Genomic DNA, 16,731 nt, shown 5'->3' with positions numbered 1-16,731 from the left:
ATGAAACGTCTTATATTTTTATTCCTAGTAATGGGATGTAAATCCATCGTCGATTTAAAGGTTCCGCCGATTACAATTACCAATGCGCAGACAGCAGCCGAAAAACAAATGGTAGGTGAAGATAGGGAGTTGGAGAAAGAGGGTTGGATGATCGCGTCCATTCAGTCTTCATCAAATGGAAGATCCAATCGTGAAAAATCAGCATCAGATGATCAGGATCCTGAAATTAGGGCGCATAGAATTCGTTTAAATTATTTAATGCCTGAAGTTAAACAGTACAAAATGCACGGGATTGTTGGAGAAACTCCGGTTGGTTTTATTAAACTAAATCCATTAGCATTTGGATTGCCTACCTTTGCTCAGTATGAAATCCCTGCCAAACGAAAACGGGTGGAAGATGTAATTGTTTATTTGAATGAATCAAGAAAGACAATTTGGGAAAAAGAGGCTTTGAATCAAAAGAAAAAAGGTAAAAAAGACGAAGAAATACTCAAATACAAACAGTCTTTAATTGAAGAATATTATAAATCGGTATCCGCAGGAGAATATTTTGAAACGACCGCTGGCAGATGGGAGAAGTTACAATGAAACCTTCCATGCGGTTTCCTTTTTCCTTCATCATTCTCTTCCCATTTGTTTTCTTCCAGTGCGTTTTGTTTCAGAAAAATGTTAAAATGACGAATGTCGATTTTGACTATTCGGCAATTTCAAAAAATTATTTTTCTCCAACTCAATCGAAGCCTTTTCCTCTAACTGTTCAACGTGGAAATAATATCTATAACTCGACGACTAAAGATGGGAGGTATTTATTTTATGCTACTGACCAAAAAGGAAATTTTGATATTTGGTTTCGTGATTTAAAAAGTTCGGTTGTAGTACCGGTAACCAATCATCCATTTTCAGAAACAAAACCTTCCATTTCTCCTAATGGAAAATATTTGGTTTTTGTATCTGAAGAATTTGATTCAGAAGGTGATTTGATTCTTTTGCCAATGGATATCGAGGAATGGACTCGCGAGTTACTCAAAGGGAATCGTTTTATTGATGATGAGTTTATCAATTTGACAAACAAACCAGATAAAAAAGGTGAATATACAAAAGGAATTATTGATACTGATCCAGTTTGGTCTGCAGACGGCGAAACAATTTATTTTATTTCTGATAGGTTTACACCGGGTTTGCCAAATCTTTGTGCATTGAAATTGGAAAATCCAAATCAAGTGGTTCAGATTACTTCTAAGGGTGCTACGTCACCGTATGTTTCTTCAGACGGGAAGACAGTATATTTTATTTCTTACTTTGAAGAGCCCAAGGGAGAAATTTATAGTATTAATCTCACTAGTTCCGTAATTCAAAGGATAACAACAAATACCTATCTTGATTATTCTCCTACGGTTGATTCAAAATCGAAGAATTTGTATTATGCTTCGATCCGAAAAGACACAAACCAAAATGGAAAATTAGATGAAAGGGATCATAGCATACTTGTTATGATGAATATGGAGTCTGGTGAGGAGAGGATTTTATCCTCTGGTGAAACGTCTAATTTCGATGTTCGTTACTCTCACTTTAACGGGGGTTCAATACTTTTTTCTGCCTCGTATTTCAATGCAATTAATATCTATTTTATTCCCGAAAACGGAGCTATCCCCAAACAACCAAACATCCGAGAGCAGTATCAATATGCAAAAACCTTTACTAGTGGACAAAGTTTAGAGGCATACTTTTTGGCTTTAGATTCAGTAGAGTTGTTTTATTCGGAGGATCCTTTGTTTCCGATTTACTCTGCAAGAGTTTCTGTTTTGAAGTATTCGTCGCTTCTGCGAGTTGGAAAACGAGAGGAAGCAAGGACATTTTTAGAATCCTATCGAAATCGACTGAGAGCAGAAGGTAATAAAAATTATTTTGCACTGCTATTGGCGCAGTGGGAAGAATCAAAACGATCGGATAAAAAGTTTAATTTTATATATGAAATACAATCGGTCCCACCGACCAAATGGACAAAAGATGCAGAAGCAATGTTGTATCATCTCTATGTGGATGAGTTAGAAAAAGAAAAAAAAGATACACTTGCTTTTGAGTCATTAAGGCTAATTTACCAAAGGTTTCCGGACTACCACCAGATTGATGAAATTAAACGAAGATTAGGTGGCTATGAATTTAAGTCGGATTCTTTGAAACTATCATCATTATACCAGGAAATGATTGAAGGATGGGAAAAGGAAAAAAGTAGATATTTGTCTAATCCGTCTGTTACATTTTCAAATGATCACAAAAGAGATCTTCGCTACCTTTTGGAAGATGTAATTCAAAAAGTCTCAGAAAACCGGAATAGCGAAACTCTTGTTTCGCACTTAAACGTTATCTTGTCAGATTCGGCTGCTAAGCAGGTTCCACAGTTTACAATCACTTTGAAGTACCTGAAAGCAAAGGCGCTATCAGACCTACGCAAATTTAACGAATCCAATGAAATCCTCGATTCAATAATCCCTATCCCGATTAACATCGATTTGGAACCTCCTGGAAAACCTTCAGTTTTCGAAACTCCAACGTTTATTGCGGAATATAAAACTCCCATTTTGTTACGTGCAAATTTATTGAAGTATTATAATCAAAAGTCAACTGGCAATACTACAGATGCACTTCGTAATTTAAAAATCTATTTGGAATTTTATGATCCCATACTCGGTGTTGATTTGGGTGAAGAAGATATCCAGAGCGCATTTTTTTATTTTGAAAATAAAGCGGTTGAGTTTGAACGGATTGGCGACTTGTTACAATCGTCTTTTCATTATTTTTTTAACAACCAAAACATGTTCCTAGTGAAAACAAGGAACTTATATTTAGACTCTCTTTATAAAGAATACGCAATCTACTACCAACGTAAGATGGTTGATACAATTTTTCGTTTTGGAAAAAAGATTCGTGAAGAGGAAGAACGTGCACTTTTAAATCAACTAAACATCTTGAGTAAGGATAAATTGAATGTTGTTGGAAATTTATCAGGTGTAACTTCTATCATCACTGACAACGAACTTCTCCGTGGTGTCGTTGATATTAAAGATTTTGAAAAAATCGAAGTGTTGTCTGAAAAAGCTCTTAGTTGGACCGAACTTTATTATAAACAAGCAGTTCCTCGTGCGAGGCCATATTTGGACCTTGCAACACTCTATGGATACTCTTATTATCTCATCAATAAATATGTAACTTTCGAGTCTTATTATTATTCTACAGGCACAATGACAGATGCACGTAAGACAGAAATTTTAGAAAATTTTAAGAGAGCCGAATTGGAACTTCGTTGGATTATTTATGCTGATCCAACTCATTACGATGCTTATCAGTTACTTGGATGGTTGTATCAGTATGTTGATTTAATCAAAATGCAGAAAAATACAAAATCTGGAAAAATTGATTCTGAAGTTTATGAAGATCTTTATAAAAAATATTTTCCTGATAAAAACTTAGAGGCTAATATTGAGCTTTATAATCAAATCCTGGTATTTTTAGGAGAAGATTACCGAGATCGTAAAGTAATATCTGATTTGAATCTGAATTTAGGAAATAACTACTTCCTATTAAGTAATTTCCCGAAAGCCAATGAAAGTTATCGTAAAGTAGAAGATGTTTCAGTTTATCTTTCCGTTAAAAATCAATTTGAAGGATATAAACAGGAAGCTATCTATCGTTTTAATTATGGTAAATCTTTGATTTATCAAGGCCAATATAAAAAGGCATCAGAACAATTTTCAAAATCCATCGATATATATTTTAAAAATGAATATTACCAATCTGTAAATGAATATGCTTCTGATCCGAATTCGATTTCTTCGAGTAAGTTGAATGAAATACGTTCTAAATTGGCATTATTGTTCTCTTTGAAAGGCCTTTCGGAATTAGAATTTGGAAATTTTGAAGAAGCAATTTCGTCTTTTCAAACGGCAATAGCTTACAACAAAGATGTAAAATTTATAAGTCCTGTGAATTTAGCAAATTATCTAGCGATTGCATTTCAGAAAAGTGGTCGTTTCCGCGATTCCTATCAAATGCTAAATTCGGCAGAAGCAGAATATAAGTCCAACCCAGATTCGATTTTGCAACGATACAGAAAATGGAGTTTTTGGAACATTATTTTTGGAGATAATTTACGGGTTATTGGAGACGGTCGATTCCCTGGTGAGTTTCCAAATGATTTTAAATACCTCCTAACATTGGGAATACGGATTGAAAACCATATTGAACAAGAAGAGTATTCGGCAGCATTATCTGAGATACAGGCAAGAAATAAATTGATCACCTCGAAAGATTTGGATGATACCATCATTGGTAAAAACATTCTAGCAAAGTCCAGACAAGTAGAAGCACAAATTTACCAAAGAAGCCTATTACCAGTGGAAGCAGTTAACCATTATAAAGAATTAGCTGACATTCTTTTGGAAAACCCTTCAAACAAAGGTCTTGAAAATTTATTTCAAAACTATGCATATTCTATATTTTCGCTGCAAGAGTCTTCTGAATTTCAATTTGATACCAAACAAATCTTATTGAAACAATTTTTCGAGCAGTTAGACCTTTGGAAAAAAAAGGGAACATCTAATTGCTCCGAAACTAAAGATTCTTGTGATAATCGTTTTAGAATCGAAAATCCAAAGTTTGATATTGTCTACGGAACAGCCCTGTATTATTCCTCTCTTCTTTTGGAAAAAGAAGAGAAAGACTATCACTTAACTCTAGCAAAAGCGGCTGAAATATTGGAAAACCCAGGTCTTGTCGATCCCCGAGTTATTGGTCTTTCTAGTGACCCGATTTCTCGCCAAATGAGAGTTAGAATCCAGCTGAATTTGTATACCGTTTATATGAAGCTAGGCGACAGTTACATGGCTGAAAAAAAATGGAAAGAAGCATCGGAACTTGCTTATGAATTCCGTTTGGATGAAGAGATGTTCTGGGCCAATGCGCAGAGATTTAAATGGGGACAACTTCAAAGTAGGTCAGAAAAAAATGCAAATTACTTAACTTACGGTAAAGAGGCAATTCAAACCTATCAAACTAATCTTAGTGTCCGACTTTTTTCTCCGAAACATCGATTGGTTGATTTTTTAGAATCGTATTCGGAAGTCCACTTAACATCCAATCAGACAAAGAATCTTGTCAATCATTGGGAAAATTTCAGAAGTTTGGAGCTGTTTCGTGATTTGATATCTGCTCAGTTTGAATTTGAAGATTCGAAATCAAATTTATATTACCAGGATTTAATGAAGTGGGTAAAGGGGTATCGTAAACTGACAAACGTTATTTCTGAAAAAGCTTTGAAACGTGAGCCAGTAACTACTTCACTAAAACAGCAGATAAATGAGATTCAGAATTTGGATGGAATTATAGAGAAACTTAAGAATGTATCACCGGAACGTTCGGCTTTTTTAGAACCTAAAAGACCTACAAAAGATGAGTTTTCCGATGGATGGATTGGGTTATACCCGACCAATGAATCTTTATTTTTCTTTCATCTCCAACAAGGTAAACTTCAAACAGCAACTTGTAAATCCATTAATGAAATTAGTGATTGTATACCGAAACTTACCGGACTTTCCCCTACAATACAAATCATCGGGCCTAAAGTTAGCGGCGGTTTGGTTAGATCTGTTGTTAAAGAATATCATAAAAAAAATTCTTCGCCTGTCCTTCTTTTTGATAGAAACCATAATGAGTTGTTTCCCGAAAGAAATGAACGCCGGTTAAAGTGGGTAACGGTTTATGGAGAAAATGAGAAAAATAAACAAGATAAAAATGTTCGCACACTACCTGCTGGAAACTTGGGTGTTTATCTGTATGATACAGATTATTTGGTAACGAATCGTTCTCTCGACAAACAAACCAGTTTGTTTGGGGATGAAAAATCTTATATTTTCCCACTTCGAGAAATTTTTCAAGGAAGCGGATCTGAAATTTCAGTGATAGGGTTGGAAGATTCCAACTTCAATACACAAAAACAATGGAATTTGATCAGCAAATTGTATGAAGTTCTGCGATCTAAACGAATCCAGAATATTGTTTCTTATCAATCCCAAAAAAAGGAAGATTATTCTTCGATGCGATTAGATCTTTTTGCAGGGGATCAGGATCGTTTGTTGATTGGTAATTGGAAAGAGTTTTCTGTTTCAAAAAATGGATTAAGGGAAAAAGCAAACGAGTTTATTAGTGTTGGTTTTCAAAAGGAAAAATCCAAAGAATTTATAGATGCATACGAAAATTATTATACAGCATCGACTTTGTTAGATGATGAAGATGATCCATTGCCAGCCCTTGAGTTGAAGTTAGCAAAGTTAAAAACGGAAATATTCCCAAATGTTCCACGGAAATCTATTTTTAAACCGCTTTGGACAAAGTATGCGAAGTCTTCTTTTCAAAATCAAATCCGTTATGAGTATTTGGTTTCCTGTCTTTCTTCAAAGGACAGAGAGGATTGTAAATATAATTCTTCTGATTTTATCGGCGACGATGGAGATTCTTATTTAGGTGCATTGGATTTTTATTTCCAACTACGTAATGGAAATGTAAAAGATATCGCCGCAAAAAACGATCTCCGATCCAAAGTGGAAACAAAGGAAGATCCTTTTTTGCAAGCATATCGATTGGGTTCTTTGTACATTCAGAATTATTTGTTTTATGAAGCAGAAGCGGAAACAAATAAACTCACTCGACTCGCAAAAACTCCGAAAGAGAAAACTGTCGTTAAAAATCGTGTTTTGGAATTGTACTTTCATAAAGGATTTTTATTAGGTGATAAGGAGATTTACTTAACGCCACTTACCTCTACTTCTGCATACAATTATGGGTTTAAAAAAGATTGGAAAAATTTCGATGATAAAGTGCTTTCGCGCGATTTTACGAAATTTGGGTATTCGGATTCTATTTATGATTCCTATCGATTGAGATTGTACTCCGCCTGGAAAGAGCAACTCCAAACTGGTTACTTTGAGTCAATGTCATTAACTCCTGAATACTTGACAAGTGGTGAGTCGGTGCTTACAAAACTATCTCACTTAAATCGGACATTGTTCTTTCATTTACTATTGAGTTCTGTTCCTTTTCAAAAAAACCAAGAAGTAAATTCTTTGATTGAACTTTTGGTTTCTGAAGAATTGAAAGAGGGACGTAATTACCGCACTTTATTCTTTAGATTGGAACTCGCAAAAGCATTGTTACTTCGCGGGGAATGGGAAATGGCAGATTCATTAGTGTCAAAAATACAATCCATGGACAAAGAGTTAGGTGACGGGAATCGCTTTTGGCAGGAAAGATGGAATGATTTTAAATGGAAGCGCGATTATCTTAAAAATCAATCTTCGACTGCATCTCTTTCAAATCCGTTTTTAAAATTCTTTCAGATAGCTAAGTCCAAAAAACCGGATGAATATATTTCGCTTTTGAATGAATTTAATAAAAAATACCGCGGAGAGTTCTTGAGTCCAGAACTTCGGGAAGAGTATGAGTTTCTGTTCCATTTTCTTTTGCAACAGAGCTTGGAAAAGAATAGTTCCGAGAGTTTTTTTGACTTAGCAGTTGCAAGGGAAATCTTTCGTTTTACTTCCAGTCGATTTTCAAATAACGAACTATATGTGAAACATATTCCCAATTTTGAAATTTATTCAGATCGATTGAAAAAGAAGATGGTTGGTAAACAGGAATTTCACGGTCTATTTGATCTTGGAAAAAAAACATATTTATTAAGTTTTGCTTCTGGGAAGTCGCTGGGTCGAGAGATGTTTTCTGATAATAAATCCATTTATAGAGAGTCTGTGAAATACTTCCGTTCTGCAGAATCAGGTAGCCAAGAAGTAATTTTGAGAGAGTCGCTAGCCGATAAATACCGAACTAGTTTCAGATTAAATAAAACAAATAGACATTATATTTATAGCTCAGGTTTACATGCGGTTGTTCCTATTGTTTTACCAGATACGGAATACTATTCGGTAGCTTCTGTTTCCGATTTTCTTTCGAATCCTGCTTTAAAGTTTAATTCGATAACACCTAAAAAACCAGATGTTTCCGTAGTGGGTTGGAATTCTTCATTGGAAAACGAAATAAATGCAGGTCTCATGGTTTGGGAAACGAATGGAAAAAAAGATGGTTATGCGCCGTTTAATGTTGATTTTACGGAAATTGGATGGTGTCAAAATAATTATTTATGTAGTTCAGAGGTTCCTTTATTTGATGCAGCAAGTAAGGGTGTAAATACTACCAAAATTTATGCAAACCAAAGGATCGGCAATTCGGCTCAATATACCAATGATTTTAGCGGAGTAGCCTATTATCTAGCAAGGGAGAACACTGGACTCTTCGTGTTACACTCTGGAGTTCAAACAGGGGTTCATAATTTATTCTTTTTGAAACAATTTTTGCAAGGCTATGATTTACCAAAACCTTTACATGTTCGTTTGGTAGAAGGAAAAGAAGCAGCGAGAAACTCTGCAATCGATGATCGCTTTTGGATTGGGTATAAACTTTATACATCTGCAATGATCGAAGATTAAAGATTTTTATTTAAGAATTGTTTACGGTCTTCTTCTGGTAAATCAAAGAGATTTTTTACTTCTTTATGAAACTGCCGGAAGTTTTTTCCCGATTTTATAAACAAAGACTCAAAGCTGACCTCTCCAGAATGGTAACGAAGAGCCCCTAAAAAATCTTCGTTATTCCATTCGCGTGCCAAAAACTCTTTAGATTTTTCTTCTGGAACTAATTTTTTCTCAATCACTTCTTCTTTGAATTTAGCCGTAATGGATTTTTTTTGAATCCATTTCTGTTCTTTATCCAATGCAGATGAATAGAGAGTTTTTAGTTCCTCTGCATATTTTTTCAAAAGATTTAATGTTACTTCTCTACGAACTTTTTCTTTTTTAAATTTTTGCAAATGGATGCTGGCTTCGCCCTCTTTTTTTATATAATAAATTTCTATACCTTTTTCTTCCACATAACTTGCATAAGATTCATTTAGTGTAGAATCTCCAGGTAAATAGGCTGTGGCGTGGGCCATTTCGTGGAAGACGAGACCAACAAGTCTATGATCAGGCCAACTGAGCTGAGGTGATAATACTGGATCAGAAAACCAACCAAGTGTCGAGTATCCGCCAATAGCACGGATGCGAGTATCATATCCTTCTGATTGTAATTCTTTTTCCAATGCGATTGCCATTTGTTTATCAAAGAATCCTTTGTAGGGAACCGTACCTGCTATGGGAAACCACCAGGTATAGGATTTTAATTCTAATGCTTCTGAAGCACTGACATTCCAACCGATTTCTTCCCTATCTAATTTTGTATAGTATTCAAATCCTCCTTTTTCATTTAGCGCTAGTTCCCCGATGGCGAAATTTCTGGCATCTTGAATTAAATTTAATTTTTGTTTTGTTTTTAAATCCAAGCCTGGTAGGTTTAGAATATCTTCGATTTTTTCGCGACCCAAGATAATGGAAGATTGTTCCTTGCCTAAGTGAAATAAATACGGCAAACACCCAGAAAGAATAATGGGAAACAGTAAAACCGTAAATATTCTTGGAATCTTTTTGGTTAGACAAGGAAGGGGAATCGACAAAAGTGGAAGGGGTTTTGGCATTCTATGGAAAGAAAAACTTCGATTCCGCCAGTCGTCTACATTAACTTTGCTTTAGTTTTTGTACTTTTGTTTGCGATCTTCTTTCCGGAGATTCGATCGGCTGTAACAAAATTGTTTGCTTCCCCAAAACCTATTTCTTCCAGCAAACAAAGCCAAGCCATTCAAATCCAAACTAGTTTTCGCAACGTTTACCGAGAGGCACAACAATTTGTAGTTTCTATTCGTACGAAAAAAACTGAGATGATTTTCCATCCTTATGCATTTGGAGAAAGTAGAGAAGATCGGATTTCTTCCATTGGGAGTGGATTCATCATTGATGAAAGGGGATTTGTTGTCACAAACTACCACGTTATCAAAAATGCAGAGATCATTGAAATCATCATGTCAGATGGTCGCATTTTCCCGGCACGTTACGTAGGAAGCCATGAGCGCGCAGACATTGCTCTTTTAAAAATCCCAAGTAACGACCGTTTTACTCCTGCCTTTCTTGGTAACTCCGATGAAATTGAAGTGGGGGATTGGGCGATTGCTGTAGGTTCGCCTTATGGACTAGAAAAAACATTTACTGTGGGTGTGGTCTCCGCCAAGTCTCGGGAGGATTTGGATGAAACGGGCCAAACTCATATCCAAACGGATACAGCCATCAATCCTGGATCTAGTGGTGGTCCGCTGCTCAATATTTACGGGGAAGTGGTGGGGATCAACCGTATGATCCGTTCGTCTTCTGGCGCCAGTGCTGGAATCGGGTTTGCCATTCCCATCAATTATGCCAAACGGGTGCTTCGCCAAATCGAACAAAATGTCGGCCAAAACATTCGTCCTGCGACCCTCGGTGTGATGGCGACAGCACCCCTCCCAGACCACAGGAAATCACTTGGAATTCCCGGGGAAACTGTGGGTGTTTTGGTCTATGATATCGAACCCAATTCCTCTGCGGAAAAAGGGGGACTGCGTCGTTATGACTTTATTGAGGGGGCAAACGGCCTACAAATCCGCCATATCAACGATTTACGCGAACAAGTGGGACTTGTTGGTCTGGGAGGCGTCTTACGGTTGAAGATATTACGGGATACCCAAGAGATGGAATTATCGATCCCTTTGGTCGAGGCCGCCTATAAAAAAGGCCAGTAAATTTTATGAGAAGAAATATAGTCCACTCGGGTGCTGATGCACTCATTTATGAAATCCGCCAGATTGTCGCCCTTGCCAAACAGATTGAGGCAATGGGAATTGCGATCACCTGGGAAAATATTGGTGATCCCATCCAGAAGGGAGAATCCGTCCCTAATTGGATGAAGGATATTGTTAGTGGACTTGTCGCCCAAAACAAATCTTGGGCCTATACGGCAACCCAAGGGGATGAAACCACTCGCAAATTTTTAGCCTCCAAAGTGAATGAAAGAGGTGGGGCACAAATCACTTCTGAGGACATCCTTTTTTTCAATGGTCTTGGGGATGCGGTTGCAAAAATATTTGGATTTATGAGACGAGAAGCAAGGATACTTGGACCATCTCCCGCCTACTCTACGTTATCTTCTGCAGAAGCTGCCCATTCAGGTTACGAACACCTAACTTATGAACTAAATCCCGACAATGATTGGATGCCCGATTTAGAAGACATTGAGAATAAAGTAAAATACAACGATTCCATTGCAGGAATTCTTCTTATCAATCCAGACAATCCTACAGGAGCTGTATATCCTAAGGAAGTGATGCGAGAGATTGTCAAAATCTGCGAAAAATATGATATCATCTTAATTTGTGATGAAACTTATGCGCATGTAAATTATTCGGAATGGGGTAGCATTCATTTATCTGAAGTCATTGGTGATAAAGTTTGTGGGTTTGCTTTAAGATCAATCTCCAAAGAATTTCCATGGCCCGGTGCTCGTTGTGGTTGGCTTGAAGTTTTTAATCGTAAAAATGATCCAACTTTCGAAAGATACATCAAGTCTTTGTTAGATGCAAAAATGTTGGAAGTTTGTTCTACTACTCTTCCTCAACTTTCCATTCCACTGGTTTACTCTCATCCTGAGTTTTTAAATCATCTAAAATTTAGAAACGAGAAATTCAAAAAACGTGCAGAGAAAGCTACTTCTATACTTACAGGAATTCCTGGAGTGAAAGTCATACAACCAAAGGGTGCGTTTTATTTAACCGTTCTGTTTGAAGATGGTGCCTTGAAGCCACAGATGACACTTCCCATCTCCAATACGAAAGTTCGCGACTTCGTGGCCCCACTAATGGAAAAAGCGGCTCTTGATAGAAGATTCGTTTTGCACCTGTTAGCTTCCGCTGGGATCTGTGTGGTTCCACTCAGTTCCTTCTGTTGTAATCGGAATGGATTCCGAGTCACCTTACTCGAAGAAGACGAAACAAAGTTTGAATGGATTTATAAAACTCTCGCAGAAAATATCAGGAAGTATTTAGCATCCTAAATGAATTCTCGTGGAAGGTATAAAATCGGGATTTTTGATTCGGGTCTTGGGGGACTATCGGTTCTTCGAACGCTTTGGAAAGAAACATCTAATATCGATTATATCTATTTTGGTGATTTAGTAAATTCTCCTTATGGCCAAAAATCTAAAGCGGAAGTTTTGGAGCTTTCTAAAAATGCTTTTGAGTATTTATTAGAGAAAGATTGCGAAGCTGTTTTGTTTGCTTGTAATACGGCAACATCAGCGGCTGCCGATTTTCTTCGCGCAAAACATTCTATCCCGATTTTCGGAATGGAACCTGCATTGAAACCAGCGGTAAATCAAAATCCTGGAGTCAAAATTGCGGTGTTTGCCACAGAGCTTACTTTAAAAGAAGATAAATTTAAAAATTTAGTATCTGGTTTTCCTATAGGTACAGAGATTCTTCCTGTTGCTTGCGAAGGTTTAGCCAAACTCATTGATAAAGATCTTTGGGAAGATGCCTGGAATTTATTTGATTCTAAGATCAGAACTGTAGTTAAAGACTGCGATGTTTTTGTTTTAGGTTGTACACATTATGTATTTCTCAAAGAAAGAATACTTTATAATTATCCCAAGGTAAAAGTATATGATGGGAATTTGGGAACTACACAGCATATAAAACGAGTTTTAAATTTGCCTGACTTCCAAGAAAACAAAAACCAATTAGATATACTTCTAAACACTTCTGACTCTGATTACGTTCATTTAGCAGGCAGGATTGCCAAAACAATCACGCCGAACCATACTCTTTCTCTTATCAATACTACCACAGGAAAACTCCATGTCTGATTCAAACAAAGTTACATACAAAGAAGCAGGTGTTGATACCGAAAAAGGACAAGAGTTTGTACAAAGAATCAAATCTAATGTAGCATCAACTCATAACAAAAATGTTTTGGGTGGGCTTGGTGGTTTTGCGGCCTGTTACGATGTTAGTTTTTTGAAATCATATAACGAACCAATTCTTTTGTCTGGAACTGATGGTGTTGGAACCAAACTTCAAATAGCTCGTTTGTTAGACATTCATGATACAGTTGGTATTGATTTGGTCGCCATGTGTGTGAATGATATTCTTGTGAACGGTGGAAAACCTTTGTTCTTTCAAGATTACATTGCTTGTGGTAAACTCTTTTTGCCAAGAATGGAAGCTATCGTTTCAGGTATTGTGAAAGGTTGTACATTAGCTGATTGTGCCCTTGTTGGTGGAGAAACCGCTGAACATCCAGGAGTAATGCCTGATGATGAATACGATTTGGCTGGATTTGTGGTGGGTGTTGTTGAAAAACAAAAGATGATTGATGGACGTACTATAAAAGCTGGCGATTCTATTATTGGACTTGGTTCCTCTGGTCCACATAGCAACGGTTTTTCGCTCATTCGCAAATTGTTATTAAAAGATGGCAAATTACCTTCTTCCTCAAGTGATTTAGAATTTTTGAAAAATCATGTGTTTCAACCGACTAGAATTTATGTAAAAACGATATTATCTTTAATCGAAAAGTTTTCTATCAAGGGGATGGTTCATATTACTGGAGGTGGGTTTTATGAAAACATTCCTCGAGTTTTACCTTCGGGGATTGGTGCAGAGATAAGTAATCTGCCGGAAAATTATGTTTTTTCTAAACTAGAAAAGGACCATTCTTTGGATCGTCATGATATGTATGGAACCTTCAATATGGGGATTGGTTACATACTCGTGGTAGAACCTTCTCAAGTCGATGTTGTGATGAGTGAACTACAATCTCTAGGTGAAGAAGCGCATTTGATTGGTAAAACTGATTCTACTGGAAAAATTTTAATTAAGTAGTTAAAGGGAACCCGACCTTAAAAATTGTCCTTCCTTGGTTAGATTCAAAATCAACGTTTGCATTGTGCCGATTTGCGATTTCTTTTACTAGATAAAGGCCAAGTCCTAAACCATCTCCTGTTGTTTTTGTTGAGAAAAAGGGCATAAAGATTTTTGAATGATTGTCAGGTGGTATTCCGCCCCCCGAGTCTTCAATTTCTACATACACAGTATCCAATTTTTTATAACTTCTAATCTGTATAGTTCCTTTGGAAGCAACCGCCTGGATGGAATTCCAAATGATTTGACTCCATAGTTGGATAAGATCGCCTTGTATGCACCGAACATTGCCACTATATTCTAAATTAAGAATCAAGTTTATATCTCTTAAAAAATGCTCCTTATAAAGTGAAATTGCAGAATGAATTGTATCGGTTAATGAATAATCGGTGAGTTCTAAATTGGATTGTAAACCAGCAAAGTTTTTAAGCGTGTAAGTAATTTTTGAAAGCCTTCTTACTGAGTATAATATATGTTCGGATGACTGTTTAACGAGTAATAATCTACGTAATGTTTGAAAGTTTTCTTTGTTTCGAATTACTGATTTAATTTTAGAAATGATTGGGTGTGTGAGATTCCGTATCCCCGAATCAACAAAAAGTTCAGCAAGTTCTTCTTCAAATGGAACTGAATGCTGTTTGAGACTTTCAGTCAGAGATTTACGGGCTTGCCTATTGGATAGTCCAGTTAAGATCCGCAGGCCACCTGAATCTGTCTCAAGGATAGATTGGATTAATTCACTAATTCGACTGTTTGATTCATGAATTTTTTCTTCGTCCCATTCGGAAATTAGTGTTTCCACAGATGATTTGATCATTCCAATCGGATTGTTGATTTCATGTGCAAGGCCAGATACAAGCTGTCCCAAAGAAACCATCTTTTCATTTTGAATTAACTTCTGTTGTGCTTCTCTCAAAGCATAAAGTGCAGAGTTGAGTTCAAAGTTACTGGATTGGAGTTCTTTGGTTCTTGCTTTTACTTTTTCTTCCAAAGATTTGTTTAACTCTTTGAGTTCAATTTCGGCAGCTCGTTTTGATGTTTGGTCGATACCAATCCAAATAATCTTTAACGGTTCGTTTTTGTTATCACGAATGATGCCAAGTCGCCATTCTAAAAAAAGGACCTGATTGGAATTTGTAACACATCGTAAAATTAGGCTCTCGGCAATTTTTTGAATTTCGGTTACGTCGTCCAAAACATCTTTCAAGTATTCCCTATCTTCTGGAAGTAGAATGACATCCTGAATGTATTTCCCGATGACTTCATTTTTTCTAAGGCCTAAAATTGCTTGCGCAGCAGAATTGATACTTTCGATCATTCCATTTGCATCTGTTAACAAAATTAAGTTCGCAGCATTATCAAAAACAGTAGTGTTTAGATTTTTTTCCTGTAATAATGAGATTTCGGTTTTTTTTGATTTTGTAATATCCAGTGCAACTACATCGATCCGTTTTTCAATGCCCAGTATATCAAAAGAAACATTCACATAATGTTCTGTCCAAATTAACCATCCATTGGCATGAATCATCCTAAGTATAATAGGGGAATGGCCAGCATATAATTCAGAAATTTTATGTTGATCTTCTGGAATCACAATATCTTTGAAAAATTCAGAATTCTCATAAAAGAAATTCAATCCGTAACCAGTAATTTCTTCCATTTTTGGACTTATATAAGAAATTCTTGGCTCTGGTAAGAATTCGATATTATAAATAATCGCTGGAAGTTGGTTGTACATGATAAGTAAGCGAACGTTTACATCTTTGATTGTTTTTTGTAATAGTTCCAGTTCTTCTAGGGATAAGTTTAGCTTTTTGGTTTGTATGTTAAAGTTGAAGAGAATACATCCGACTCCAAATAAAAACATAAATAGTGTATTGATGATATAACCCAGAGGTCTATACCATTCTAAACCAAACAGGTAGGGAAAGGTGATCCTTTGGAGAGCTATGATTAAACAGATTGCCAAAAAATATAATCTAAACGCCCGAGGGTAAGTATTTAATTTAAATACTATAAGCCCAAATAGAACGAGGGCTCCTGCGTTAAAAATGGAAGAGGGTAAAGCCATCCAAAAAAAAGGAATTTCTGTTAAGAGTAGAGATACAAATAAAACATATATAAAGATACAAAGAGAAAATAAAAAAGGTAAACTAATTCTCTTTGTGATGATGGGAGAAACAGCCGCAATCAAAAGGAAAGAACCAAAAATAGCACAACTTTCAGAAAAGAAAAAAAAGATTTTTTCGTTCTCTGTCCCAAACATATAAAGGGCTAAGTTGCGAAATACCAGAATCGTTAGAAAAATTGCCGTATAACCAAGTTTAACTTCTGATTTGGAATGTTTAGATAGAAAGTAAATAATGAATGCCATCGTAGCGTTAAAAACTACGGAAATAACAGTGATTGCAAAAATTACATTTACTTCAAAGGGAAGCATCGGTGTCGAGAAGCTCCGTTACCTGTTTGATTAATTGTTCGTTGTTAAACGGTTTTATCATCCATGCGTCTGCGCCGTTGAATAATGCGTTAGAAATGATTTCGGGTTTATCTTCAACCGAGAGAACGAGTAGTTTAAATTTTTTATTTTGTATGATCTTCTTTGTTTCTCGGATTAAGTTGATTCCACTAATTCCAGGCATATTAAAATCAAAAATTCCTAAATGAACGGATTGATCTGATTTTAGTATTTCTAGGGCCTTGTCACCCGTATTACAAGTAATCACCGTATGGCCCTGGCTGCTTAAGGCTAACCTAACAATTTTTAAAACAGCAGAAGAATCATCTACTACAAGAATCGAAGCCATATT

Annotated in this window: 9 protein-coding genes; 6 read left to right on the top strand and 3 right to left on the bottom strand. The window is 36.2% G+C overall.

What is annotated here, in order from left to right; genetic code table 11:
* Both LEP1GSC195_RS09890 and LEP1GSC195_RS09885 read left to right on the top strand, forming a co-directional pair.
* Positions 1 to 588, top strand: a complete 588-nt coding sequence (locus LEP1GSC195_RS09890) for a DUF1318 domain-containing protein (protein WP_015682133.1) — start codon at positions 1 to 3, stop codon at positions 586 to 588.
* The gene (locus LEP1GSC195_RS09885) at positions 585 to 8,534 is read left to right on the top strand and encodes a PD40 domain-containing protein (protein ID WP_015682171.1); all 7,950 of its coding nucleotides are present in this window, start codon (positions 585 to 587) and stop codon (positions 8,532 to 8,534) included. The genes LEP1GSC195_RS09890 and LEP1GSC195_RS09885 overlap by 4 nt, the downstream gene beginning before the upstream one ends.
* Here the strand turns inward: LEP1GSC195_RS09885 and LEP1GSC195_RS09880 are convergent.
* Entirely contained in the window at positions 8,531 to 9,616 is a 1,086-nt protein-coding gene (locus LEP1GSC195_RS09880) for an aminopeptidase (protein ID WP_015681833.1), read from the bottom strand. The genes LEP1GSC195_RS09885 and LEP1GSC195_RS09880 overlap by 4 nt on opposite strands.
* Positions 9,617 to 9,619: 3 nt before the next feature.
* Between LEP1GSC195_RS09880 and LEP1GSC195_RS09875 the strand changes: the two genes are divergently transcribed.
* From LEP1GSC195_RS09875 to purM, 4 genes are read left to right on the top strand one after another with little or no spacing between them, the layout of a single operon-like run.
* Positions 9,620 to 10,747 carry a S1C family serine protease gene (locus tag LEP1GSC195_RS09875; protein ID WP_002989378.1) on the top strand — a complete coding sequence of 376 codons (1,128 nt, stop codon included), beginning with the start codon at positions 9,620 to 9,622 and terminating at the stop codon, positions 10,745 to 10,747.
* Between the two features lie 5 nt (positions 10,748 to 10,752).
* The gene (locus tag LEP1GSC195_RS09870) at positions 10,753 to 12,054 is read left to right on the top strand and encodes a pyridoxal phosphate-dependent aminotransferase (protein WP_015681906.1); all 1,302 of its coding nucleotides are present in this window, start codon (positions 10,753 to 10,755) and stop codon (positions 12,052 to 12,054) included.
* Positions 12,055 to 12,864: a glutamate racemase gene (murI, locus tag LEP1GSC195_RS09865; protein WP_015682421.1), complete on the top strand. Its 810-nt coding sequence runs from the start codon at positions 12,055 to 12,057 to the stop codon at positions 12,862 to 12,864.
* The gene (gene purM, locus LEP1GSC195_RS09860) at positions 12,857 to 13,882 is read left to right on the top strand and encodes a phosphoribosylformylglycinamidine cyclo-ligase (protein WP_015681372.1); all 1,026 of its coding nucleotides are present in this window, start codon (positions 12,857 to 12,859) and stop codon (positions 13,880 to 13,882) included. Before murI ends, purM begins: the two co-directional genes overlap by 8 nt.
* Here purM and LEP1GSC195_RS09855 read toward each other — a convergent pair.
* Together LEP1GSC195_RS09855 and LEP1GSC195_RS09850 are read right to left on the bottom strand one after the other, a co-directional pair.
* Complete coding sequence (locus LEP1GSC195_RS09855; protein ID WP_015680894.1) at positions 13,875 to 16,361, bottom strand: PAS domain-containing sensor histidine kinase; 2,487 nt, start codon at positions 16,359 to 16,361, stop codon at positions 13,875 to 13,877. The two genes, purM and LEP1GSC195_RS09855, sit on opposite strands and share 8 nt — an antisense overlap.
* Positions 16,348 to 16,728, bottom strand: coding sequence for a response regulator (locus tag LEP1GSC195_RS09850; RefSeq protein ID WP_015682172.1), 381 nt, complete (start codon positions 16,726 to 16,728; stop codon positions 16,348 to 16,350). The genes LEP1GSC195_RS09855 and LEP1GSC195_RS09850 overlap by 14 nt, the downstream gene beginning before the upstream one ends.
* Between the last annotated feature and the right edge of the window lie 3 nt (positions 16,729 to 16,731).

This window comes from Leptospira wolbachii serovar Codice str. CDC, from assembly GCF_000332515.2.
Lineage (GTDB): Bacteria > Spirochaetota > Leptospiria > Leptospirales > Leptospiraceae > Leptospira_A > Leptospira_A wolbachii.
This window is presented reverse-complemented; position numbering and strand designations above follow the sequence as displayed.

Excerpts from the sequence above, each read along its gene's own strand:
- LEP1GSC195_RS09890 (WP_015682133.1), top strand. The coding sequence starts at position 1 with ATGAAACGTCTTATATTTTTATTCCTAGTAATGGGATGTAAATCCATC.
- LEP1GSC195_RS09885 (WP_015682171.1), top strand. The coding sequence starts at position 585 with ATGAAACCTTCCATGCGGTTTCCTTTTTCCTTCATCATTCTCTTCCCA.
- LEP1GSC195_RS09880 (WP_015681833.1), bottom strand. The coding sequence starts at position 9,616 with ATGCCAAAACCCCTTCCACTTTTGTCGATTCCCCTTCCTTGTCTAACC.
- LEP1GSC195_RS09875 (WP_002989378.1), top strand. The coding sequence starts at position 9,620 with ATGGAAAGAAAAACTTCGATTCCGCCAGTCGTCTACATTAACTTTGCT.
- LEP1GSC195_RS09870 (WP_015681906.1), top strand. The coding sequence starts at position 10,753 with ATGAGAAGAAATATAGTCCACTCGGGTGCTGATGCACTCATTTATGAA.
- murI (WP_015682421.1), top strand. The coding sequence starts at position 12,055 with ATGAATTCTCGTGGAAGGTATAAAATCGGGATTTTTGATTCGGGTCTT.
- purM (WP_015681372.1), top strand. The coding sequence starts at position 12,857 with ATGTCTGATTCAAACAAAGTTACATACAAAGAAGCAGGTGTTGATACC.
- LEP1GSC195_RS09855 (WP_015680894.1), bottom strand. The coding sequence starts at position 16,361 with ATGCTTCCCTTTGAAGTAAATGTAATTTTTGCAATCACTGTTATTTCC.
- LEP1GSC195_RS09850 (WP_015682172.1), bottom strand. The coding sequence starts at position 16,728 with ATGGCTTCGATTCTTGTAGTAGATGATTCTTCTGCTGTTTTAAAAATT.